This is a genomic window from Mesorhizobium sophorae, from assembly GCF_002270415.1.
GTDB classification, from domain to species: Bacteria; Pseudomonadota; Alphaproteobacteria; order Rhizobiales; family Rhizobiaceae; genus Mesorhizobium; species Mesorhizobium sophorae.
The window spans coordinates 142223-163573 of sequence record NZ_NNRI01000022.1 but is presented as its reverse complement, the minus strand read 5'-3'; the positions used below and the strand labels follow the sequence as shown (position 1 = coordinate 163573).

Below are 21351 nucleotides of genomic sequence, written 5' to 3'. Positions count from 1 at the left end.
TCACGCCCGCTCGATCTTGAGCCAGCGGGCGCAGGCAAGATAGGCGATGGTGACCACCGCCATCAGGATGATCGACAGCGCCGACGCCAGCGGAAAGTCGCCGCGCCGGCCGATCTGCATCATCACCAGCTGCGGCATCAGAAGCTCGTTGTTGCCGCCGAGGATCTGCGGCGTGATGTAGTCACCGATGCAGAGCACGAAGGTGAGGAAGGCGCCGACCATGATGCCGGGCAAGGTCAGCGGCAGGATGACATGCAGGAAGGTGCGCACCGGCCCGGCGCCGAGATCGGCGGCCGCCTTGCGATAGCTCGGGCTCAACTGCTTCAGGTTGGCGAAGATCGTCAGCGTCAAAAGCATGACGAAGAAATGCACGAAGCCCGTGACGGTGGCGAAACGTGTGTTGGCGAGTTGCAGGGGTTCGGCGACCACGCCGATGCCCGTCAGCGCCCGGTTGATGACGCCGTTCTGCGCCAGTACCAGCAGCCAGGAATAGGAGCGCACGACATAGGAGGTCCAGAACGGCAGCACGGCCAGCATCAGCGCCAGCCTTTGCCAGCGTTCCGGCACCTGTTCGGCCAGGATCCAGGCGAAGGGATAGGCGAGCAACACCGAGACGACTGTGACGATCGCCGTCACCTCGAGCGAATTCACCATCGCTTGCCAGTAGGAAGGGTTGGTGAAGAACTGGCTGTAGTTGGACACCGTGAAGCCGCTGCCCTCATGCGCCGTCAGACTGGACAGCCCCATGGCGATGAAAGGCAGCACGAAGAACAAAAGGGTCCAGCCGAGCGCCGGCGTGACCAGCGCCCAGGGCAGGGCGCGGCCCGCCCGTGGCAGGGCGCGCCCGTTGTTTGCAGCGGTCATCAGCGGTGATCGCTCACTTTGCCTGCAGCATTTCGGTCCACATATCCTGCATCTTCTTGTCGAGGTCGGCGTTCGGCGCCGGGTAGGCCTGGGCGCGGGCGAGGAAGCCCGGCTGTTCGTCGAAGCGCAGGATCTTCTTCTGGTCGTCGGTCAAAGCCGCCTTTGTGTTCGCCGGCATGCCCCAGTAGCAGGAAGAGGTGGCAAGCCGCGCCTGGCCCTCCGGGCTCATGATGTACTGGATGAATTTCAGCGCCATGTCCTTGTTCTTGGAATCCTTGAACATGGCCAGCGACTGCGACCACAGCACAGCACCTTCCTTGGGGATCGAGAAGTCCAGCGCCGGGTTCTCCTTGGCCAGCCCGGCCGTCACCCATTCGCCGCCGCCGACCAGGATATCGACTTCGCCGGTCGCCAGCGCCGTCTGGCTGGCGGTTACCTCGCCGACCAGCTTGGCATTGGCCTTCATCTTGAGAAGCTCGTCCTTGAGGGCGGGCAGGTCGGCTTCGGTCAGATCGGCCGTCTTCTTGCCGATGGCGAGTGCGGCCATGCCGATGACCGGCAGATAATAGTCGTAGATGGCGACCTTGCCCTTGTATTTGTCGCCGGTCAGCGCCGCCATCGACTGCATGTCGGCCGGGTCGACCTTGGTCTTGTTGTAGCCGATCGTGTTGTAGCCGAACTTTTCGGTGATGCCGTAGCGCTTGCCGCCGACCACGGTGGAGCCTTCCATCTTCACCTGGGGAAACATGTCCGCCAGGGGCAGCTTGTCGTCGGGCAGCGGCTCGAACAGGCCCTTTTCGACGCCGCGCGGCACGTCGATCGAGTCGATCACCATCACGTCCCAGTCGCCTGGCTGCGACTGCTCGACGATGGCGAGCCCGGCGCCGGTGCCCTCGAACTCCTTGACGTTGACCTTGACGTTGTTGGCCTCCTCGAAGGGCTGCAGAAGTGCTGGATCGGAATGATCGCACCAGATCAGCGCGTTGAGATCGGCGGCTTGGGCGAAGCTGCCGGCGTCGAGCAGCAGCGCCGTGGCGGCGCACGCGGCGTGCAAATGGCTCCTCAGGGTGGAAAGCGGATTCCTGGATGCGGATGATGCGGACATCGAGTGTTCTCCCTTGCCTTTGTGGCTTCTTGCAAAAAATTGAACCAATTCTAAAATTGAGTCAATTCTGTTTTTATGGCAAGAGGCTGATATGAGCGGATTGCGGGCAAGGCAAAAAGCGGATCGCCACAGGCGCATCATCGAGGCGGCGGCAGAGCTTTTCCGCGAGGCCGGCTATGAAGGCGCCAAGATCGAGGCGATCGCCGCGCAGGCGGAAGTCTCGGTCGGCACGATCTACAATTACTACCAGAACAAGGGCGACATCCTCGGCGCCATCGTCTCGCTGGAAGTCAACGAGGTGTTGAATGCCGGGCAAGGTGTCGTCGCCAAGCCGCCGGCCAATGTCGGCGACGCGCTGGACACGCTGATCGGCATCTATATCGAACACTCGCTGCACTATCTCAGCAAGGAGATGTGGCGGCAGGCAATGGCGATCTCGACGCAACTGCCAGACAGCCCGTTCGGCCAGGCCTACACCGCGCTCGACCGTTCACTGACCGAACAGATCCGCGCGCTGATCTCCCGCCTGCAGGCGCTCGGCCTGGTGCGGCAGGACATCGACGGGGCAGCACTCGGCGAACTGATCTTCAACAACATGAACATGATGTTCATCGAGTTCGTGAAACGCGACGAGGCGAGGATATCGGAATTGCGCGCCGCGATACGCCGGCAGAACCGGATTCTGGTGGCGGCGATTGCGGTCTGATTGTCAGGAGCAGGCAGCAGAATCGATTTTTGGACCAAGCCGCGGCTCAACCCCCTTGAGTCGAATCCGAAATCTGCTACAACCCATGAGTGTATTTCTAGGGGAGGGGTGAATGCAGTTTTCCATCTGGCATTGGGCAATACTTCTGTTGTTGATCGGAGTGCCTGTCTTCTTTGCGGTTCGATCTGCCTACAAGCCCGTCCAGAATCCGGCGGAACTCGTCGGAATTGGAGGGTGGCTGATGCTTCTCGCGATTGGTCAGGCCATGGCTCCATTGCGTACGCTCGCCACATTGGGTTCCTCGAGCGATGGTTACAACCAGCTCATGCTGGTGCCGAACGGACCCATGGTGGTCTACGGCGAGGTTGGGCTGGTGCTGGCATTTCTGGTGCTTCAAGTGGTCGTGCTCGTTGCCATGCTGAGGCGGAGCCTAAGGTTCAAGCAGCTCTTCCTCACCCAATGGCTAGCAATCCCGGTGGTATTCATCCTGGACGCGATCTGGGTTTCCACGGTTTTCGGCGTCCCGGTTGGACAAGTGGTCACCGGAGAGGCGCTTGCTACGTCCATAACCTCGTTTGTCCTGGTCGGACTATGGGTCGCCTACGTCTACAGATCGGTCAGGGTGCGCAACACGTTCACCAGAGTGAAAGCATCCGCCCAGGTGGCGAACGCGGCATAGACGCGGGGCAATACGAATATTTTGGAGCGCTCGCGCTCTCGGTCATTCCTGAAACCGCTCGCTGATCCCGTCGCAAAATGCTAGCATAAGCAGCAGTCAAGCCGTGCTGCCATTTCATCAATGCTTAGAATTTCGGGAACTCTTCTCCATGGCGGGTCAACCCGTGCGCCGGTTGAGGTTCGTCCCGATTTTGGCGGCGGCCATATTCGACACGGTGTTCAACGGCCGAGCCTCGAAACATGGGAACGTGTCTCGCCGCCGACGACCCTTGCGGGCCTTATCCGTGAACTCCAGCGCCAATTTCCCCATATGGCCATACATGCGACCGGCGGAGTGCGGACGGTCCGCCGCCAAGCCGAATTGATGGCGGAGCGGCGGCTTTCGAACCGGGCGCGACCACAGTCAGGCAAGCGCGTAATTGATGAAACTGGCGGCGTCGGCGAGACCGGCGGTTGAAACCTGGTGGCCGAGTCTTGGCTCAATTGAGATGCTAGCCCGCACACCGGCCGCCGTTAGTTGCTCAGCGGCACGGACACTCTCTGCCGGAGGCATGATTGCATCACCTTCGCCATGAACCAGGAGCAATGGTGTGCGGATAGACGGCGCTAAGGGTGCTGGGGACGCCAGACGTTGTGGCAGAAAGTCACGTAGCTTGAATATGAAGAGCTTCAACCGGCGCGAGCTTATTATCCAGCTAAGCGAGGCGTACCGTTGTTCAAGGGCAAAGGGGACTCTCCTCCCGAACTAGCGTGGGCGGCGGGCTTTTTTCATTGAATCATGATTCTGTTACCCGGAACGTTACCCGGATGCCAAATGTCATCAAAGTGACGGTAGGGGAAATCCGCGTAACTACTTGATTTTGCTGGTGCCCCCGGACGGAATCGAACCGCCGACCTTCGGTTTACAAAACCGCTGCTCTACCAGCTGAGCTACAAGGGCACGGCGCTCCGGTTAGCATATTTGTTGCGCCTGTAAAGACAAAACTCCATTTTCGGTTACCCGGCATGTCGTCTGGACTGCCGCGAGGGGCATCCTGAAAACCGTCAAATCGCTTCCTACATATCTGGAAGGTGCAATCGCTTCGAGCAGGGGTGTCGCATGATCAGGTTTGTCATCATTCTCCCCATCATCTTGGTAGTCTGGATGCTGCTGGTGAAAATCATCAGCGATGTGAAGAAGGCCAATGTCGACTGGACCGGCGTCACCACCATCATCGGCTTCATCGCACTCGCCTTCTGGCTTCGCCATGTCACCGGCATGGGGTGAGCGGTAGGGAATAGCGAATAGCGAATAGTCCAGGTGGCGAGTGCGGCTCTTTCGCTACTCGCTACTCCCTATTCGCTATTCACTCGCCTTCCGGCGCCGCCGAAAAATCTCCGAAACCTTTCGAACCATTTGCCGCACCGCGCCGACTGATGGTCAGAGGCGAATGGGTCGCCTCGATCAAGGATCCAGGAGATCATCATGTTCAAGCGCACTCTTACGTCAGGCCTCGTTGCCATTTTCGTCGCCACCGGCGCGCTCGCCGGCACGGTCGGAACGTCGTCAGCCCATGGCATGCATCATCATCACCATTACAGGCATTTCGAGCATTGGTGGTGGCACCACAACCATCATCACCACCACCACCATGGCCGGGTGATCATTTTCCTTTGATGGAGAGACCCAATTCCCCAAAGGGCGGCTTCGGCCGCCCTTTTTGCGTTATGCGCCAGGTCGCTGAGCCTCCGGCCTCGACACTAAGGTCCAGACTTCCGTCGATACGCGCAGGCATCGCGCCGGCAGGCCTCCACACTGGTTGATTTCTGCGGCTCCAGGAAAATCGAAAAAAGTTTCGAACCTTTCTCCTCGCCGTCACGACAGATGATCAAGAGGCGGATGGATCGCCTCGTTCAACGAAGCAAGGAGATCATCATGTTCACCCGCACACTCGTTTCCGGCCTCATCGCCACCACCGTCGCTGCCACCATGCTGGTCGCCACCGTCCAGCCCTCGGCCGCGCATTCGCATCATCACCACGACCTCGGCATCGGCATCGCCGCCGGCGTTGGCGGCTTTGTCCTGGGCACCCTGCTCGCCCAGCAGCCCCGCACCGTCTATGTCGACGAAGACGGCGGCTCGTGGCACGTCCGCCGCTGCTTCGACCGCTACGCAAGCTACGATCCGGACTCAGACACCTATGTCGGCTACGACGGCTACCGTCACTACTGCCGGCTCTGAGAGGAGGTGGCGTCTCAATCAACTGCAGGAGGGGCGCCCCCGCCGCCCCTCTTTTTGCTGTTCGCAAGATGTTCGGGGGGAGGGGATGGGATCGGGTCCCGGCCGGGTACCGAGGCCATGATTTCGAGTTATTGCGGTGGGACAACGATCCTATGAAGAAAGCAATTTTTGCCGTTCTCGCCATCGCCACGGGAGCCGGTGCACTGTTGTTCGCGCTGGCCTGGCATGACCGCTACTGGTTGTGGCGGGGTTGCTTCAACGAACTTGGCCGCTGCTACAATTCCGAAAGCGGCGAGGTTTTTCTTGAACAGGCCGGGCTGGTGTGGGGCATGTTCGCCATCGGCTGTCTGCTTGCTTGCCTGTTCTTTGCCCGATTGGCCTACTCGCGGCGGTGAGTCTCCCCGCGCCGCATCAGGCTGAGAGAGCGCCGCCGATCATCCTGGTCACCTCGGCCGCGGCATCGCGCACCAAAGGGCCGATCTCGGCTAGCCGTTCCGGCGTCACCCGCACGGTCGGCCCCGACACCGAGACACCACCGATCGGCTCGCCGAATTCATTGAAGATGGCGGCTGCCACGCAACGCATGCCGGGGTGCCGCTCCTCGTCGTCCACCGACCAGCCACGCCGTTTGATCGTTGCCAGGTCATGGGCAAGGGCGGAAATGTCGGAAAGCGTCCTGTCGGTGAAGCGCTGCAGTCCAGCCTTGCGCAGGATGGTGCCGACACGCTCCGGCTCAAGATGCGCCAGCACCGCCTTGCCGATGCCGGAGGCGTGGAAAGGGCTGCGCGTCCCCGGCCGGAAGAAGGCGCGGATCGCCTGGTGCGTCTCGACCTGGCTGACGAAGACCACGCAATCATCCTCGGCAACGCCGAGATTGGCGGTCTCGCCGGTCCTTTCCATCAGTTCCTGCATGACGATACGGGCGCGGTCGACCAGCTTGCGGCGGCGCAGGAACGCCGCGCCCATGCGGTAGGTCTCGACGCCGATCGACCACAGCTGGTCGCTGGTGTCGAATTCGACCATGCCATGGTTTTCGAGTGTCGTCAGCATGCGGTAGGCGGTGGAGGCGGCAAGGCCGCTTTGCGCTGATATCTCGCTTAGGGACAGGCCGCTGCCTTCGGCGACAATGGCCAGGATGCGCAGTGCCCGGTCGAGCGACTGCACCGAAGTCGGCTCGGATGGCCCGTTGAAGGCGCGCGGCCGACCGCGCTGGCGTTTCTCGGTGGTTTCCATGGCCGTATTGTCTGCAATTCGGTGCGAGAGGCAATGAAAAAGTTTTTCATTGTGCGAGGTTGTGAAATCGATGGAAAACGAAAAACCGGTCAAATTCATCATCTAATCGCCGTTTGTTAGAAATGAAAAAATATTCTGAAAAAATTGAAAAATAGCCGGCTTGGTGACATTCTCAGCCATCCAACAATGACAAACCCTGTGGAGGGCTGGAAAATGGCCAGGATGCGCGCTGTCGATGCTGCGGTTCTCGTTCTTGAGAAGGAAGGTATTTCCTGCGCTTTCGGCGTGCCGGGCGCGGCGATCAACCCATTCTACTCGGCCATGAAGGCGAGGGGAACGATCCGCCATGTCCTTGCCCGCCACGTCGAGGGCGCCTCGCATATGGCGGAAGGTTTTACCCGCGCCAAGGCTGGCAATATTGGTCTGTGCATCGGCACCTCGGGTCCGGCCGGTACCGATATGATCACCGGGCTCTATTCGGCCGCCGCGGATTCCATCCCGATCCTGTGCATCACCGGCCAGGCGCCGCGTGCGCGGCTGAACAAGGAGGATTTCCAGGCGGTCGACATCGCCGCCATCGCCGCGCCGGTCGCCAAATGGGCGGTCACCGTCATGGAGCCCTATCTGGTGCCGATGACGCTGCAGAAGGCATTCCACCTGATGCGTTCGTCGCGGCCGGGGCCGGTGCTGATCGACCTGCCGGTCGACGTGCAGTTGGCCGAGATCGAGTTCGACATCGATGCCTATGAGCCGTTGACGCCGTTCAAGCCGGCAATGACGCGCGCGCAGGCCGAAAAGGCGCTGGCGATGCTCAACGCGGCCGAAAAGCCGCTGATCGTCGCCGGCGGCGGCATCATCAACGCCGATGCATCGGATCTGCTCATCGAATTCGCCGAGATTTCAGGCGTGCCGGTCATCCCGACCTTGATGGGCTGGGGCGCCATCCCCGACGACCACCGGCTGATGGCCGGCATGTGCGGGCTGCAGACGTCGCACCGCTACGGCAATGCGACGATGCTGGAGGCCGATTTCGTCTTCGGCATCGGCAACCGCTGGGCCAACCGCCACACCGGGTCGGTCGACGTCTACACCAAGGGCAAGAAGTTCATCCATGTCGACATCGAGCCGACGCAGATCGGTCGTGTTTTCGCGCCGGATCTCGGCGTCGTCTCGGATGCGGGCGCCGCGCTGAAGGTGCTGCTCGACGTCGCCACGGAGTGGAAGACGGCGGGCAAGCTGCGCGATTGGTCGGGCTGGGCGAAGGAGTGCCAGGGCCGCAAGAAGACGATGAAGCGCAAGACGCATTTCGACCAGGTGCCGCTCAAGCCACAGCGTGTCTACGAGGAGATGAACAAGGCGTTCGGCCGCGACGTCACCTATGTCACCACGATCGGCCTGTCGCAGATCGCCGGCGCGCAGTTCCTGCATGTCTACAAGCCGCGCAACTGGATCAATTGCGGCCAGGCCGGCCCGCTCGGCTGGACCTTGCCGGCAGCCCTTGGCGTTCGCGCCGCCGATCCCGACCGCACCATCGTGGCGCTGTCGGGTGACTATGATTTCCAGTTCATGATCGAGGAACTGGCGGTCGGTGCGCAGCACAAGCTGCCCTATCTCCATGTCGTGGTGAACAACGCCTATCTCGGGCTGATCCGACAGGCGCAGCGCGGCTTCTCGATGGATTTCGAAGTCAATCTCGCCTTCGAGAACATCAACCGCTCGGGCGATCCCGAGGCCGGCTATGGCGTCGACCACGTTGCCGTTGCCGAGGCGATGGGCTGCAAGGCGGTCAGGGTGCGCAAGCCCGAGGAATTCGCAGCCGCTTTCAAGGAAGCGCAGCGGCTGATGAAAGAACACCAGGTTCCGGTCGTGCTCGAATTCATCCTCGAGCGCGTCACCAACATCTCCATGGGCACCGAGATCGACAAGATCACCGAATTCGAAGACCTTGCCGAACATCAGGAAGACGCACCGACGGCGATCGTGATGCTGGATTAGATCAGCGGAAAGGGAGAAAAAAGAAATGCCGCGTTTCTCAGCCAATCTTTCCATGCTCTTTGGCGAGCATGAGTTCCTCGACCGTTTTGACGCAGCTGCCCGCGCGGGCTTCAAGGGCGTCGAATATATCGGCCCCTACGATCACGCGCCTGAGGTGGTCGCCGCCCGGCTAAAGAAAAACGGCCTGACGCAGGTACTGTTCAATCTGCCGCTAGGCGATTGGGGCAAGGGCGAGCGAGGCATTGCCGTGCTGCCGGATCGCGTGCCGGAATTCCGCCAGGGCATCGCCAAGGCGATCAACTATGCGCAGGCGCTCGGCTGCCAACAGGTCAATTGCCTTGCCGGCATTGCGCCCGCGGGCGCCGACCGTAAGGTGCTGGAGGACGTCTTTGCCGAAAACCTCGCCTTTGCGGCGGAAAAGCTGGAGCAGGCCGGCATCCGGCTGCTGATCGAGCCGATCAACACCCGCGATATTCCCGGCTTCTTCCTCAACTACTCCGACCAGGCGCTGGCGCTGATCGACCGTATCGGTTCGAAGAACCTGTTCCTGCAATACGACATCTATCACATGCAGATCATGGAGGGGGATCTCGCCCGTAACATCGAGGCAAACCTCGGCCGCATCGCGCATATCCAGCTTGCGGACAATCCCGGCCGTCACGAGCCGGGGACGGGCGAGATCAACTATCCCTTCCTCTACGAGCATATCGACGGTATCGGCTATTCCGGCTGGATCGGCGCGGAATACAAGCCGAAGGCCGGCACGGAGGCTGGGCTGGATTGGTTCAGGGAGTTGGCCGGACAGGGAAGTGCGGCGGCTTAGCTGCCGACGCTGAAGCTGCCAATCTCCCCACCCGTGGGGGAGATGGCCGGCAGGCCAGAGGGGGGCGCGAAGGAACGCAGCCTCGACAAAGACATACGACGGAGGACCACAATGGAAACCATCGGTTTCATCGGCCTCGGCATCATGGGCGCGCCGATGGCGGGGCATCTGCTGGATGCTGGCTATACGGTCATCTCCAGCGACCATCGCTCGAAGCCGCCGGCTGACCTCGTCGCCAAGGGACTGGAGTCAGTCTCCGGCCATGCCGCCGTGGCGAAGGCGGCAGATATCATCATCACCATGGTGCCTGACACCCCACAGGTCGCCGATGTGCTGTTCGGCGACAACGGTGTCGCGTCCGGCCTGACCAAGGGCAAGCTGGTGATCGACATGAGCTCGATCTCGCCGATCGAAACCAAGGTGTTTGCGAAAAAGATCAATGAGTTGGGCTGCGACTATCTCGATGCGCCGGTTTCGGGCGGCGAAGTCGGCGCCAAGGCGGCGTCGCTGACCATCATGGTCGGCGGCGAGGACAAGGCGTTCGAGCGCGCCAGGCCGGTGTTCGAGAAGATGGGCAAGAACATCACCCTGGTCGGGCCGAACGGCGTCGGCCAGACCACCAAGGTGGCGAACCAGATCGTTGTCGCGCTGACCATTGAAGCGGTCGCCGAAGCGCTTGTTTTTGCATCGAAAGCCGGTGCCGACCCGGCCAAGGTCAGGCAAGCGCTGATGGGCGGGCTGGCGGCCTCGCGCATTCTCGAAGTGCATGGCGAACGCATGGTCAAGCGCACCTTCGCGCCGGGCTTCCGCATCGAGCTGCACCAGAAGGACCTCAACCTGGCGCTGGAAGGGGCAAAAGCACTCGGCGTGTCGCTGCCCAACACCTCGACCACGCAGCAGCTGTTCAATTCCTGCGCCGCCAATGGCGGCGCCAGGGAGGATCACTCGGCGCTGGTCAGGGCGCTTGAGCGGATGGCCAATTTCGAGGTGGGCGGCAACGCAGCCGACGTCAAAGGCAAAGCAGCATAGGTCAGGAGAGGGCGGCGCAACGTTCCCAAGCCGCCAACTCGTGCCTGTCGAAGAGCGGGCTCCTGCGTCTGTCGCCGGAGCCCGTTTCGCATTTCGAGATGTTTGGCGTGAGGCTCAGCCGCGCTTCAAGAAAGCCCGCGCCGCATAGAGGCTGATGGCCGCGGCGTTCGACACATTGAGCGACCGGATGGCGCCGGGCATGTCGAGCCGCGCCAGCGTCGTCACCGTCTCGCGTGTCTTCTGGCGCAGGCCCTTGCCCTCGGCGCCGAGCACCAGCGCTATTCTGTCACCGGCAAAACTGGTTTCGAGTTCCGCCGGCCCGTCCGAATCAAGGCCGATGGTCTGGAACCCGGCCTCGTGCAACTGGCCGAGCGCGTCGGCCAGGTTCTTCACCTCGATCTGGTCGATATGCTCCAGCGCGCCGGAGGCCGATTTCGCCAGCACGCCCGATTCCTGCGGGCTGTGGCGCGCCGTGGTGATCAGCGCGCCGGCGCCGAAGGCGACCGCCGAGCGCAGGATGGCGCCGACATTGTGCGGATCGGTGACCTGGTCGAGCACCAGCACCAGCCTGGCATCGCCTAGTGCATCAAGCCGCATCGGCTTCAGCGGTTCGGCCTCGATCAACACGCCCTGATGCACGGCGTCCGAGCCGGTGATCTTGTCGATGTCCCTGGGTTCGACCAGTTCCGCCTTGAAAGGCAGGGCGGCGAGATCGGCGATTTCCAGGCGTTCGGCCGCATTGCGCGTGACCAGCATCCTTCTGATCCTGCGGCGCGGATTGTCGAGCGCCGCTCGCACCGTGTGCAGGCCATAGAGCCGCACCAGGCCGTCCGCGGCATGTTCGCCTGGCGGAACCGGCTGCCGGGGCCTGAACGCCGGCGCGCCGCCGCTTTTCTCGTCGCGATAGGCGCGCCGCAACTTGGCGTAGTGGGTGTCTTTCGGGGTGTTGGTTTTGTCGCTCATGGCCGGCTTCTATAGCCGTCTCCTCAGGCCAAGGATATGGCTCGTCGCCGCAGCCGGCGAACAACATCGAAAAACGCCGGTTGCGCGGTTGACACCCAATGGCCTTGCCGCCATAAGGCGCTGCGCTGGTTTCGGAGAAGACTAACTCGGGTCCGGATTGGCGTGAATGCCTCGTTGCATGGCTCCGGCGGCAGAACTGGAGAGGTGCCCGAGTGGTTAAAGGGGACGGACTGTAAATCCGTTGGCTTAGCCTACGTTGGTTCGAATCCAACCCTCTCCACCACTGCCGGCCCGGAAGCCCTGAAACGCGAAAGCATCGGACCGAAAAGTGCATGGCGCTTTTCGGGGGAATCCGGTACTTCAGTGCAAGGCGCGGGTATAGCTCAGTGGTAGAGCAGCAGCCTTCCAAGCTGAATATGCGGGTTCGATTCCCGCTACCCGCTCCATTAACTATTTGATATTTATATGAAATTTTTCCTGAGATCGATAGTGCCGTGTCACTGCGCCTGTCAGTACTGCGCTGTTATTCCTAAAAAGCCCGCTGCAGATATTCAGCTTGGTAAGCTTACCCTCGACAGAAGGCGGCACTGAAAGGACGTGCGCGAAATAGGTGGTGGGTTCAACCGATCGTGGCAACACCTTTAGTCTGAGAGGATGAGGAGGTGTCGCATGGTGACGTCACGGGTCTGGTTTACATCAGCGCAGAAGGCCGAGCTTTGGGAGCGATGGAAGCAAGGCCAAAGCATTTCGTCGATCTCGCGGGCATTGGACCGCAGGAACAAAACCGGCGTGCAGCGGATCGTATCCCTACATGGCGGCATTGCTCCGTCAGCAAGGCGTAGAGCGGCTTGGGCGCTTGGACTGGCGGAGCGAGAAGAGATCTCTCGGGGGATCGCGGCGGGTCTTGCGATACGCGCCATTGCCAGAAGTCTTGGGCGCGCGCCATCGACAATATGTCGGGAGATCACGCGCAATGGAGGTACGCGAACTTACCGTGCAACTCGGGCTGACAAGCAGGCTTGGGAGCGCGCGCTACGCCCGAAGCAGTGTCGCCTTGCATGCTCTGGACGGCTACGATGGCGGGTCGCGCAAAAGCTGGCGCTACAGTGGTCGCCGGAGCAAATAGCGGGCTGGTTGAGGCGAGAGTACCCGGGCGATCCAAGCATGCGGATATCTCATGAAGCAATCTATCGCAGTCTATTCATCCAGTCGCGAGGGGTACTCAAGAAGGAACTGACGGCACATCTGCGCACCAAACGGCAGATGCGCCTCGCCAAAGGTGCACAGCGCCGGACGGGGCAAGGGCAGATACTCGATATGGTCTCCATCCGCGAGCGTCCCGCTGAGGCTGAGGATCGAGCTATCCCAGGCCATTGGGAGGGTGATCTGCTCACCGGTGCGAACGACACGAACATCGCCACCCTCGTCGAACGACACAGCCGGTTCACGATGCTTGTGAAGTTGACGAGAAGGGACTCGGCCACCGTCGTGGCGGCCCTCGCCAAGCAGATCGGCACATTGCCCGAAGAGCTGCGGCGCTCGTTGACATGGGACCAGGGCAAGGAGATGGCTCGTCACAGGAGCTTCACCGTTGCAACCGATCTACAGGTCTACTTCTGCGATCCGCGCAGTCCCTGGCAGCGCGGCACCAACGAAAATACCAACGGTCTGCTCAGGCAGTACTTCCCGAGAGCAACCAACCTCTCCCGTGTCTCCCAGGCCCAACTCAACGCCGTCGCTCTGCGGCTCAATCAGCGCCCCCGAAAAATCCTGGACTTCGAAACGCCGGCCGATAGGCTACAGAAGGTGTTGCGGTGACCAGTTGAACTCACCGGTGGAAAGCTGCCATTCGGCTCATCTGCCAGAACGGGCAAACAGAAGCGGCCATCCGCCTCTAGTTCTCAGATGACCGCAGTGCGCCGTCCATTTGTTGTGTGGGGAAGAGCGATGGCGGACGTTGCACCTCCAAGGTCCGATGTCGTGAGCTGACCCGATCTGGTCATTCCCACCGCATTTCGGTGTCTCCAAAGCGGACACTCAGCCAAGTCGGCGCTGTTGACCTAAGCGGACGCTCGCGTCCGACGTGGGACTAGAATAGGCTGCAGCGAAGCCGCTTGATCGACCGGGGAGGGCGCAGGCAAGTATGGAGCGAAGGCTTACCGCGATACTTGCTGCCGATGTGGTTGGCTACAGCCGCCTCATGGGTGAGGACGAGGTAGGCACACTCGAACGATTGAAGGGTTGCCGTCGCGAACTGGTCGACCCCGCGATCGAGGAATTCCACGGCCGAATCATCAAGCTCATGGGCGACGGCGCGCTCGTCGAGTTCGCGAGTGTCGTCGATGCCGTCCATTGCGCTTCCGTGATCCAGCGCCGAATGGCAGAGCGCAACAAGGGCACCACTGATGCCCGGCAGATCCGGTTTCGCATCGGCGTCAATCTCGGCGACGTCATCGTGGACGAAAACGATATCTACGGAGATGGCGTGAACATCGCCGCTCGCCTCGAGGCTATGGCCGAGCCAGGCGGAGTCTGCATCTCCGGAACCGCATTCGATCATGCCGTCCACAAGGTGGACGTAGGCTTTGCCAGTCTGGGAGAGCAGCGCCTCAAGAATATCGCCGATCCGGTGCGCGCCTATCGACTCTTGCTCGATCCCGCGGCATCGGGAAAGGTCACGGCCGCGCCCCACCGGCCGGGCCTGCGTGTCATGATCCTGGCTGGCGCCGCCGTCCTGGCGATTGCCGCGATTGCCGGCATTTTTGCGTGGCAGAAGTTCTCGGTGCCATCGCGGCCATCGGTTGCCGTGCTGCCATTTGCAAACCTCGGCGGCGATCCAGGCCAGGACTATTTCGCTGACGGCATCACCGAAGATCTGATCACCGACCTCACCAAGCTTTCCGGTCTGGACGTCATCGCGCGCAATTCGGTGTTCGCCTACAAGGACAAGCCTGCAGCGCTGGCAGAAGTCGCGCGCGACCTTGGCGTCCGCTTCGTTGTCGAGGGGAGCGTCCGCCGCACCGGCGAGCAAATCCGCCTCAATGCCCAGCTCATCGATACGGCAACGGGCGACAATCTGTGGGCCAACCGGTTCGATCGCGGTATGGCCGGCGTGTTTGGCGTCCAGGATGAGATGAGCCGGGAAATCGCCAAGGCGCTCGGCTTGCAACCATCAACGGTGGAAAGCGAGCGGATGGCGCGTCCGCCGACAGAAGATCTAGAGGCCTACGACTACTATCTCAGAGCCGAGCAGGCGGCACGCACCGGCGGACGGGCCGGGCTGCGGGAGTCGCTTCCGCTCTACGACAAGGCGGAGGAGCTTGACCCCGCTTTTGCCGAAGCCTTCGCGGCGGATGCAAGCACGACAGTCTATATCTGGCGCGAATCGTTCAACGACATCATGCAGAGCGCGCCCGCGCGCAAGCGCGCCTATGAGAAGGCAAGCCGTGCGCTGCAACTCGACCCGGACCTTTCGTCGCCTTATGCGATTCTTGGCATCATGCAGGTCGTGGATCGCCGCTACGAGGAAGCCATCGCTTCGGCCGAGCGAGCCGTCGCACTCGGCCCCGGCGATGCGGAGACGCAAATAGCTCTAGGATACGTGCAACTGTTCGCCGGCAATCATGCCGAGGCAGCCGCAGCGGTCGAGACAGCGCTCAGGCTCGATCCCAACCTTTCGGCCATCAACCGGCAAATTGCCGGTCTGGTCTTTCTTGTCCAGGGCAGCAACGAGAAGGCGATCGAGGCGCTCGAACGCACGCGAGACGATGCGCCGTCGGTCGGAGATTTCAGAATTACCCTCGCTGCCGCCTACGTCCGCGCCGGCCGCTTGCCGGATGCGAGGGCGGCGATCGCCGAGGGACTAAGTTCCATGTCGACACCGGGGTACGATTCATTGTCGGCATTGCGGCTCAACGGTGTCCAATATCGTAACCCCCGGGATTCGGCTCTCATCATTGACGCGCTGCAGCAGGCGGGCTTGCCCGAATGGCCGTTCGCCTTCATCGCCGACCAACACGACCAGTTGAAGGGAGGCGAGATTAACTCCCTTGTCCTTGGCCATACGTTGCAAGGTCAACTTGAGCCCGGTCTTCAGCCAGCCATCCTGCAGGTCGGAAAGGACGGCAAGGCCGCGTTCCGTTCGACGACGCGACTACTCACCGAGACCGTCTTTGTCGATGGCGACCTATTGTGCGAGCAGAGTGAAAATATGTTCGGGCGCCCCGACTGCGGACCTGTTTATAAACGCAGCGACGATGGAGGCGGTGGCTATTCCTTCGTCAACTCAAGCAAGGTATTCCACTTCGCGGTGGTTCAGTAGATGCACGCGTCTCAGTGATACTTGTCGAGCTCCAAATTGGCCGCCACCTTCGGCCAGTTGGCATCGGCTTTCGGTATATTTTCAGCTGCATGCGCGGCGAAGTGGTCCGCATTGCCGACGTCGTAGATCAGGTAGAGCTTGCCGTCGATAATCTTGAATGCTTCCGGATCGACATTGATCGTGACCCCTCCGCCCACGACTTCGGCAGCACAGTAGCCGCCATACTGAGGAGCGTACTTGACCGGTTCGCTCATGAACATTTCCAGGTGTTTCTTGCTGGCGAAATGCCAGGGTGTCCCCAACCAGTCATAGGTGAACTCTTCGGAGCCCTTCACGGCCTTGCCGTCAGTGAAGTAAGCGACCGTGTCGTAGCCCATGATCGCCACACCGCCGAAATAGCCGGTGTTTACCGAATCGTCGGCCCAGGCCGATCCCGCGCCGGCGACCGCAGCTACAGCGACTAGGGCAGCCGCCCCCAAATTCCGAACCAGTCGTGACTTGATCAACGTGCTCATCTGCATCCTCCGTTAATCGTGGATCTCTGCGCACTTCGCCGCGTTCGCCTCGCCAAGGATCTTGGCTTGGCAGGTAGCACCATGGCGTTTGAACAGTCGTATTATATCCGTGTTGCCCTTCCAGAATGCGCGCGTTGTCGGCATGTAGCCATGACCCTCGGGATGGTTCACATCGGCACCTTTCGCAATAAGGAATTCCGCCAGTTCAACGTGGTTTTCCTCGCCGGCAACCAACAACGGCGTAGCGCCCGCCTTGTTGGCGGTATCGTCGAGCACCGCGCCTTTTTCCAGCAGCAGCTTGGCGATCGGCAGGCTGCCCGAGAAGGCGGCCGCATGTAGCGGGGTGAAGCCGCCCGAGTTCCGGGCCATGACGTCGGCCCCCTTGCTCAGCAGGAATTCGGCGATTTCCGGCTGGTTATCAAGGGCTGCAGCGATGAGTAGGGTTGCCTGGTCGCGCGCCCGACTATCGACGTCGGCACCGCTCGCGACAGCTTGCTCGACACCCACTTTGTCGCCGGCAGCTATGGCGTCGAACAACACGTCGCCCGCCGCTGCATCGGTCGCGGCAAGCGCCAATACGACAAGTATCAGCAGTCCACGCATCAGTATCGATATCACGCGCGAAGACAGCGTACAAGTTCGGGACGACGGTGCTCCGCACGTGGCAGTTTGACGTTGCCCGAAAAATGGAATGTCCGCTTGGGATTGCGCCAAGAACGACCGGACTTGGAGCTTTCTGTTGCCTCTGCTCCATCGATGTCCGCTTTTGGTGAATGGACGGGACCGTCGTAGTGCCCGAAATGCGGCGCAAAGCGATCATGCGCACCTTCGCCTGCGAGAGTCTGCTCCGGGTCAAAAATCGGTCTTTCAGGGGTGACGGTTTGACCTTGGAGTGTTCACCCAGACAGACCACTGTGTTTGAGGTATGCCCCAATCATTTTGCATGAGGTTCTGATGACACTACGCCGCACAATTCTGCCCGGATCGGCCGTTTTTGATAAGGTGAATGACACGGCCTATTGATTTCATTACATTCTTGGAAGTCTTCCAAACTGAATATGCGGGTTCGATTCCCGCTACCCGCTCCAGACCTCCCGTCCGCACGATCTCCGGGTCGAAACACCGCGCGGCAAGCCGCGCAGCGCTCCTCCACTGTGCAGATGTCTGCGCGGCGCTAGCTGTTGAACGCGGAGGCGACCTGGTGTTGCTGCGGCATCTGGCCGTTCGGCGTCAGCTTGTCGACGATACCGGGCAAGGCCGCGGACAGTTGCTTGAGCAGCTCCTGCTCGTTCAGCCCGGTCCTTTGCGCGATCTCGCGAATGACCTGTGGCCCGATTGCGGTGCCGAGATCGTTGGCGTTGATCGACTGGTTCTGCCCAGTGCCGACCCACGAGTCGGCGACATTGCCGTGGCCGGCGTCCCTGAGCTTGTCGAGCAGGCCGCCCAATCCGCCGAGCAGGCCGTCGTCGGCGGAGGTCGTTCCGGTGGAAGCGGGTCCGGTCGGGGCCGGGGTCTCGGTCTGGTCCGGTTGTTCAGCACTTCTGCCGCTCAGCATTTTTCCGACCAGCAGCGCGCCGAGCGCGATCATCAGCGGTTTGGTGATGTTGCCGCCGGGAACGGCGTTGTCAAAAAGTCCCATAGTGGATCCTCCATAGCGACCAGCCCAACCCCACCTCAACAATGGGGCACGCGGGCGGAATTTCAAGTTGGCTTGAGCTTTTGACAATCCTATGAAAATGTTTGGCTGGCGGGTGGATGGAGAGGAAAAAATGTCAATCATCAGCTGGATCATACTCGGCGTCATCGCCGGCTTCCTGGGCAGCAAGATCGTCAACAAGAGCGGCCAGGGCATTTTGATGGACATCGTGCTCGGCATCGTCGGCGCCATTGTCGGCGGCCTGATCTTCAGCGCCTTCGGCGCGTCGGGCGTCACCGGCCTCAACATCTACAGCCTGATCGTCGCCGTGATCGGCGCGGTAGTCGTACTGTGGGCCTACCACCAGTTCAGCGGAGGACGGGCGTAAAGTGGTAGAGCGGTCTGCGTTTCCGTGAAACGATGAACCGCTCCAGGGGCCGACCGGATCGTCTGAAAATTCGAATTTCTGCTGAGGACCAGCTTCGGGCCGGTACGCGACCTATGGCATCAGCACTGCGTCGGCTGCGGCGAAAAAGATCAGCGTTCTCGCGATGAACACCATCCAGCCGATGATTGACTTGCGGATGGCGGCCTTGTGCTCGGCGTCGGAGTTCTTGTTCTGGTCAAAATCCGTCATGGGGGAACTCCCTTGGCTGATTGATCATGGCGTCTTGGATTGGACGGTCTTCGCCGATTAGACGATCTTTTTCGGCTCGGCAACAGCGCGCTGAAAGACGCAGGTGAGCGTCCGCTTGGCCTGCTTGGGTAGGGCTAGGCGACGACCGTCAGCCGGCGCTTGCGCTGGTCCAGCGAGACGATGGCAAGTCCGCTGCCCACCACCAGCAGGATGCCGCAAACAGCGAGCGCGTTCGGAAATTGCCCGAACACCAACAGGCCCGAAATGACCGCCCAGACGGTGAAGCAATAGTAGAACGGCGCTACCGCACTGGTCGGCCCGACGCGGTAGGCCATGAAGATGAAGAAGTGGCCGAAGATCAGGAAAAATCCGGCGCCTGCCATCAGCAGCAGATGGCGCGCCTCGGGCATGACCCAGCGCTCGGAAACCAGATGCACGGCACCGGAGCCGATCAGCACCACCACGACGGCGGAGATCGCCACGATCATCCCCGGCACCTCGGCCGTAACCCGCCTGCCGGCAAGGTCGCGTGCCGCCGACAGCGTCGCGTTGCCGAGCGCCAGCAAGGCGTAGACCGAAATGCCTTGCATGGTCGGTTGCGCCACCATCAGCGCGCCGATGAAGCCGAGCCCGATCAGCGCCATGCGCTGGCCGCCGATCCGCTCGCGGAACAGGATCGAGGAGCCGACCAGCATCAACAGCGGCGTGATCTGACCGAGCGCCGTCGAATCTGCGATCTGCATGTTGGCGAGCGCCACCACGTAGCAGAGGATCGCCGCCAGCTCGAGCAGGTTCCTGCGCAGCACGTGCCTGTCGAAGATCAGCGGAATCTGCTTGCCGTAGCCCAGCGCGAACAACAGCGGGAAACCCCAGAGCGTTGCCGCCGCACCGCGCAGAAACAGCACTTCGTAGGACGGCAGGCCCGACGTCGCGAGTTTCATCATCGTATCGTTGACGAGATACGACCCGGTCGAGACGATCATGAACAGGGGGCCGCGGATGGCGGTCGGGATGAAATGCATCCGGCGAAGAAATCAGACCTCGATGACGACCGCAATGGGCCATGAACCGTCGGTGAATCAGACACGGATGGGCAGGCAAGACAGCGCCGTGGCGGCTTCGATCGATCCGCCTGCCACCCATTTCATTTCGTCTCGCCCCTTCCTATATCAGCGCCACATCCCCGCAATCGGATCAATGGTTCGGACTGAGTGAGACGGCACCCGGCCAAAAGACGCTTGTGTTTTTTGGCCTTTGTCGCTAATCGCCCCGCATTCGACTGAACTGAAGGTCCAGGCCGTCCAAGGAAAGAGACTATGGCAAAAGGTAAATTCGAGCGTAACAAGCCTCATGTGAACATCGGCACGATTGGTCACGTTGACCATGGCAAGACGTCGCTGACGGCGGCGATCACGAAGTATTTTGGCGAATACAAGCGCTATGACCAGATCGACGCGGCACCTGAGGAGAAGGCGCGCGGCATCACGATCTCGACGGCGCATGTCGAATACGAGACGGCTGCCCGCCACTACGCTCACGTCGACTGCCCCGGCCACGCCGACTATGTGAAGAACATGATCACCGGCGCCGCGCAGATGGACGGCGCGATCCTGGTTGTGTCGGCTGCCGACGGCCCGATGCCGCAGACCCGCGAGCACATCCTGCTGGCCCGCCAGGTCGGCGTGCCGTCGATCGTGGTGTTCCTGAACAAGGTCGACCAGGTCGATGATGCTGAGCTGCTCGAACTGGTCGAGCTCGAGGTTCGCGAGCTTCTGACCAAGAACGAGTTCCCCGGCGACGACATTCCGATCGTCAAGGGCTCGGCTCTGGCGGCTCTGGAAGATTCGGACAAGAAGATCGGCGAGGACGCGATCCGCGAGCTGATGGCGGCGGTCGACGCCTACATCCCGACGCCTGTTCGTCCGCTCGACAAGCCGTTCCTGATGCCGATCGAGGACGTGTTCTCGATCTCTGGCCGTGGCACGGTTGTGACCGGTCGCGTCGAGCGCGGCGTGGTCAAGGTCGGCGAGGAACTCGAGATCATCGGCATCCGTCCGACGACCAAGACGACCTGCACCGGCGTCGAGATGTTCCGCAAGCTGCTCGATCAGGGCCAGGCCGGCGACAACATCGGCGCGCTGCTGCGCGGCGTTGATCGTGAAGGTGTCGAGCGCGGCCAGGTTCTGGCCAAGCCCGGCACGGTGAAGCCGCACAAGAAGTTCGTGGCCGAAGCCTACATCCTGACCAAGGACGAAGGTGGCCGTCACACGCCGTTCTTCACCAACTACCGTCCGCAGTTCTATTTCCGCACGACGGACGTGACCGGCATCGTGTCGCTGCCGGAAGGCACCGAGATGGTGATGCCGGGCGACAACATCACGGTCGATGTCGAGCTGATCGTGCCGATCGCCATGGAAGAGAAGCTGCGCTTCGCTATCCGTGAAGGCGGCCGCACCGTCGGTGCCGGCATCGTCGTCACCATCAAGGAATAACTGACCCCGGCATCCGCTGGGTCAGGTTCGAGACGGATAGGGCGGTCCTTGGGGCCGCCCTTTTCCTTTTGCCCGGCGGGTCGTCGGGTGTTGTCGGTCGAACCCTGTTGCAAGCCCTTGGACCTCGTCTAGG

At 61.3% G+C, this 21351-nt stretch carries 23 protein-coding genes and 3 tRNA genes; 15 read left to right on the top strand and 11 right to left on the bottom strand.

Annotated elements, in window-relative coordinates:
- Both CGZ66_RS31850 and CGZ66_RS31845 read right to left on the bottom strand, forming a co-directional pair.
- Complete coding sequence (locus CGZ66_RS31850) at positions 1-864, bottom strand: ABC transporter permease (protein WP_095090680.1); 864 nt, start codon at positions 862-864, stop codon at positions 1-3.
- Positions 865-877: 13 nt separating this feature from the next.
- Positions 878-1969, bottom strand: coding sequence for a polyamine ABC transporter substrate-binding protein (locus CGZ66_RS31845; protein WP_095090679.1), 1092 nt, complete (start codon positions 1967-1969; stop codon positions 878-880).
- A gap of 91 nt (positions 1970-2060) precedes the next feature.
- On the opposite strand from CGZ66_RS31845, the gene CGZ66_RS31840 reads away from it, so the two are divergent.
- Together CGZ66_RS31840 and CGZ66_RS31835 are read left to right on the top strand one after the other, a co-directional pair.
- The gene (locus CGZ66_RS31840) at positions 2061-2675 is read left to right on the top strand and encodes a TetR/AcrR family transcriptional regulator (protein WP_095090678.1); all 615 of its coding nucleotides are present in this window, start codon (positions 2061-2063) and stop codon (positions 2673-2675) included.
- A gap of 112 nt (positions 2676-2787) precedes the next feature.
- Positions 2788-3354 carry a DUF2569 family protein gene (locus CGZ66_RS31835; RefSeq protein ID WP_095090677.1) on the top strand — a complete coding sequence of 189 codons (567 nt, stop codon included), beginning with the start codon at positions 2788-2790 and terminating at the stop codon, positions 3352-3354.
- A 402-nt stretch (positions 3355-3756) separates the two neighbouring features.
- On the opposite strand, the gene CGZ66_RS41910 is transcribed toward CGZ66_RS31835, so the two are convergent.
- The gene (locus CGZ66_RS41910; RefSeq protein ID WP_167392336.1) at positions 3757-4026 is read right to left on the bottom strand and encodes a prolyl oligopeptidase family serine peptidase; all 270 of its coding nucleotides are present in this window, start codon (positions 4024-4026) and stop codon (positions 3757-3759) included.
- 191 nt (positions 4027-4217) lie between these two features.
- Positions 4218-4293, bottom strand: a tRNA-Thr gene (locus tag CGZ66_RS31830).
- A 159-nt stretch (positions 4294-4452) separates the two neighbouring features.
- On the opposite strand from CGZ66_RS31830, the gene CGZ66_RS31825 reads away from it, so the two are divergent.
- The 4 genes from CGZ66_RS31825 (at position 4453) to CGZ66_RS31810 (ending at position 5969) form a co-directional block, all read left to right on the top strand.
- Positions 4453-4620 (top strand): hypothetical protein, encoded by a 168-nt coding sequence (locus CGZ66_RS31825; protein WP_095090676.1) that lies wholly within the window; start codon positions 4453-4455, stop codon positions 4618-4620.
- A 198-nt stretch (positions 4621-4818) separates the two neighbouring features.
- A complete protein-coding gene (locus CGZ66_RS31820) occupies positions 4819-5010 on the top strand; it encodes a hypothetical protein (protein ID WP_095090675.1) in 192 nt (63 codons plus the stop codon).
- 258 nt (positions 5011-5268) lie between these two features.
- Positions 5269-5574 (top strand): BA14K family protein, encoded by a 306-nt coding sequence (locus tag CGZ66_RS31815; RefSeq protein WP_095091671.1) that lies wholly within the window; start codon positions 5269-5271, stop codon positions 5572-5574.
- 152 nt (positions 5575-5726) lie between these two features.
- A complete protein-coding gene (locus tag CGZ66_RS31810) occupies positions 5727-5969 on the top strand; it encodes a hypothetical protein (protein WP_095090674.1) in 243 nt (80 codons plus the stop codon).
- Positions 5970-5985: 16 nt separating this feature from the next.
- On the opposite strand, the gene bhcR is transcribed toward CGZ66_RS31810, so the two are convergent.
- A complete protein-coding gene (gene bhcR, locus CGZ66_RS31805; RefSeq protein WP_095091670.1) occupies positions 5986-6807 on the bottom strand; it encodes an HTH-type transcriptional regulator BhcR in 822 nt (273 codons plus the stop codon).
- 213 nt (positions 6808-7020) lie between these two features.
- On the opposite strand from bhcR, the gene gcl reads away from it, so the two are divergent.
- Genes gcl through CGZ66_RS31790 form a run of 3 tightly spaced genes read left to right on the top strand, consistent with a single transcriptional unit; the run spans position 7021 to position 10654 of the window.
- The gene (gene gcl / locus CGZ66_RS31800) at positions 7021-8802 is read left to right on the top strand and encodes a glyoxylate carboligase (protein ID WP_095091669.1); all 1782 of its coding nucleotides are present in this window, start codon (positions 7021-7023) and stop codon (positions 8800-8802) included.
- Positions 8803-8827: 25 nt separating this feature from the next.
- Entirely contained in the window at positions 8828-9625 is a 798-nt protein-coding gene (gene otnI / locus CGZ66_RS31795) for a 2-oxo-tetronate isomerase (RefSeq protein WP_095090673.1), read from the top strand.
- A 42-nt stretch (positions 9626-9667) separates the two neighbouring features.
- On the top strand, positions 9668-10654 hold the full coding sequence (locus tag CGZ66_RS31790) for a 2-hydroxy-3-oxopropionate reductase (RefSeq protein WP_483425962.1): 987 nt from the start codon (positions 9668-9670) through the stop codon (positions 10652-10654).
- A 114-nt stretch (positions 10655-10768) separates the two neighbouring features.
- Here the strand turns inward: CGZ66_RS31790 and CGZ66_RS31785 are convergent, their stop codons facing one another.
- The gene (locus CGZ66_RS31785) at positions 10769-11617 is read right to left on the bottom strand and encodes a TrmH family RNA methyltransferase (RefSeq protein WP_095090671.1); all 849 of its coding nucleotides are present in this window, start codon (positions 11615-11617) and stop codon (positions 10769-10771) included.
- Between the two features lie 198 nt (positions 11618-11815).
- On the opposite strand from CGZ66_RS31785, the gene CGZ66_RS31780 reads away from it, so the two are divergent.
- From CGZ66_RS31780 to CGZ66_RS31765, 4 genes are all read left to right on the top strand, one after another.
- A tRNA-Tyr gene (locus tag CGZ66_RS31780) sits at positions 11816-11900 on the top strand.
- Between the two features lie 89 nt (positions 11901-11989).
- A tRNA-Gly gene (locus tag CGZ66_RS31775) sits at positions 11990-12063 on the top strand.
- A gap of 223 nt (positions 12064-12286) precedes the next feature.
- A complete protein-coding gene (locus tag CGZ66_RS31770; RefSeq protein ID WP_095081806.1) occupies positions 12287-13435 on the top strand; it encodes an IS30 family transposase in 1149 nt (382 codons plus the stop codon).
- 325 nt (positions 13436-13760) lie between these two features.
- Positions 13761-15938, top strand: coding sequence for an adenylate/guanylate cyclase domain-containing protein (locus tag CGZ66_RS31765; RefSeq protein ID WP_095090670.1), 2178 nt, complete (start codon positions 13761-13763; stop codon positions 15936-15938).
- An 11-nt stretch (positions 15939-15949) separates the two neighbouring features.
- On the opposite strand, the gene CGZ66_RS31760 is transcribed toward CGZ66_RS31765, so the two are convergent.
- The 3 genes from CGZ66_RS31760 to CGZ66_RS31750 form a co-directional block, all read right to left on the bottom strand.
- Complete coding sequence (locus CGZ66_RS31760; RefSeq protein ID WP_206073829.1) at positions 15950-16453, bottom strand: YHS domain-containing (seleno)protein; 504 nt, start codon at positions 16451-16453, stop codon at positions 15950-15952.
- 12 nt (positions 16454-16465) lie between these two features.
- A complete protein-coding gene (locus CGZ66_RS31755) occupies positions 16466-17056 on the bottom strand; it encodes an ankyrin repeat domain-containing protein (RefSeq protein ID WP_095090669.1) in 591 nt (196 codons plus the stop codon).
- 571 nt (positions 17057-17627) lie between these two features.
- Positions 17628-18092 (bottom strand): YidB family protein, encoded by a 465-nt coding sequence (locus CGZ66_RS31750; protein ID WP_095090668.1) that lies wholly within the window; start codon positions 18090-18092, stop codon positions 17628-17630.
- Between the two features lie 130 nt (positions 18093-18222).
- Here CGZ66_RS31750 and CGZ66_RS31745 point away from each other — a divergent pair, with 130 nt between their 5' ends.
- Positions 18223-18477: a GlsB/YeaQ/YmgE family stress response membrane protein gene (locus tag CGZ66_RS31745; protein ID WP_095091667.1), complete on the top strand. Its 255-nt coding sequence runs from the start codon at positions 18223-18225 to the stop codon at positions 18475-18477.
- A 111-nt stretch (positions 18478-18588) separates the two neighbouring features.
- On the opposite strand, the gene CGZ66_RS40155 is transcribed toward CGZ66_RS31745, so the two are convergent.
- Together CGZ66_RS40155 and CGZ66_RS31740 are read right to left on the bottom strand one after the other, a co-directional pair.
- The gene (locus tag CGZ66_RS40155) at positions 18589-18726 is read right to left on the bottom strand and encodes a hypothetical protein (protein ID WP_167392326.1); all 138 of its coding nucleotides are present in this window, start codon (positions 18724-18726) and stop codon (positions 18589-18591) included.
- Positions 18727-18860: 134 nt separating this feature from the next.
- A complete protein-coding gene (locus CGZ66_RS31740) occupies positions 18861-19748 on the bottom strand; it encodes a DMT family transporter (RefSeq protein WP_095090667.1) in 888 nt (295 codons plus the stop codon).
- A 294-nt stretch (positions 19749-20042) separates the two neighbouring features.
- Here CGZ66_RS31740 and tuf point away from each other — a divergent pair, with 294 nt between their 5' ends.
- Positions 20043-21218 carry an elongation factor Tu gene (gene tuf, locus CGZ66_RS31735; RefSeq protein WP_095090666.1) on the top strand — a complete coding sequence of 392 codons (1176 nt, stop codon included), beginning with the start codon at positions 20043-20045 and terminating at the stop codon, positions 21216-21218.
- Positions 21219-21351 lie beyond the last annotated feature (133 nt).

Coding starts and splice junctions, on each gene's coding strand:
- tuf (WP_095090666.1), top strand. CDS start 20,043: ATGGCAAAAGGTAAATTCGAGCGTAACAAGCCTCATGTGAACATCGGC.
- CGZ66_RS31845 (WP_095090679.1), bottom strand. CDS start 1,969: ATGTCCGCATCATCCGCATCCAGGAATCCGCTTTCCACCCTGAGGAGC.
- CGZ66_RS31740 (WP_095090667.1), bottom strand. CDS start 19,748: ATGCATTTCATCCCGACCGCCATCCGCGGCCCCCTGTTCATGATCGTC.
- CGZ66_RS31785 (WP_095090671.1), bottom strand. CDS start 11,617: ATGAGCGACAAAACCAACACCCCGAAAGACACCCACTACGCCAAGTTG.
- CGZ66_RS31835 (WP_095090677.1), top strand. CDS start 2,788: ATGCAGTTTTCCATCTGGCATTGGGCAATACTTCTGTTGTTGATCGGA.
- CGZ66_RS31750 (WP_095090668.1), bottom strand. CDS start 18,092: ATGGGACTTTTTGACAACGCCGTTCCCGGCGGCAACATCACCAAACCG.
- bhcR (WP_095091670.1), bottom strand. CDS start 6,807: ATGGAAACCACCGAGAAACGCCAGCGCGGTCGGCCGCGCGCCTTCAAC.
- gcl (WP_095091669.1), top strand. CDS start 7,021: ATGGCCAGGATGCGCGCTGTCGATGCTGCGGTTCTCGTTCTTGAGAAG.
- CGZ66_RS31815 (WP_095091671.1), top strand. CDS start 5,269: ATGTTCACCCGCACACTCGTTTCCGGCCTCATCGCCACCACCGTCGCT.
- CGZ66_RS31840 (WP_095090678.1), top strand. CDS start 2,061: ATGAGCGGATTGCGGGCAAGGCAAAAAGCGGATCGCCACAGGCGCATC.
- CGZ66_RS31760 (WP_206073829.1), bottom strand. CDS start 16,453: ATGAGCACGTTGATCAAGTCACGACTGGTTCGGAATTTGGGGGCGGCT.
- CGZ66_RS31745 (WP_095091667.1), top strand. CDS start 18,223: ATGTCAATCATCAGCTGGATCATACTCGGCGTCATCGCCGGCTTCCTG.
- CGZ66_RS31850 (WP_095090680.1), bottom strand. CDS start 864: ATGACCGCTGCAAACAACGGGCGCGCCCTGCCACGGGCGGGCCGCGCC.
- otnI (WP_095090673.1), top strand. CDS start 8,828: ATGCCGCGTTTCTCAGCCAATCTTTCCATGCTCTTTGGCGAGCATGAG.
- CGZ66_RS40155 (WP_167392326.1), bottom strand. CDS start 18,726: ATGACGGATTTTGACCAGAACAAGAACTCCGACGCCGAGCACAAGGCC.
- CGZ66_RS31790 (WP_483425962.1), top strand. CDS start 9,668: ATGGCCGGCAGGCCAGAGGGGGGCGCGAAGGAACGCAGCCTCGACAAA.
- CGZ66_RS31825 (WP_095090676.1), top strand. CDS start 4,453: ATGATCAGGTTTGTCATCATTCTCCCCATCATCTTGGTAGTCTGGATG.
- CGZ66_RS31810 (WP_095090674.1), top strand. CDS start 5,727: ATGAAGAAAGCAATTTTTGCCGTTCTCGCCATCGCCACGGGAGCCGGT.
- CGZ66_RS31765 (WP_095090670.1), top strand. CDS start 13,761: ATGGAGCGAAGGCTTACCGCGATACTTGCTGCCGATGTGGTTGGCTAC.
- CGZ66_RS31755 (WP_095090669.1), bottom strand. CDS start 17,056: ATGCGTGGACTGCTGATACTTGTCGTATTGGCGCTTGCCGCGACCGAT.
- CGZ66_RS31770 (WP_095081806.1), top strand. CDS start 12,287: ATGGTGACGTCACGGGTCTGGTTTACATCAGCGCAGAAGGCCGAGCTT.
- CGZ66_RS31820 (WP_095090675.1), top strand. CDS start 4,819: ATGTTCAAGCGCACTCTTACGTCAGGCCTCGTTGCCATTTTCGTCGCC.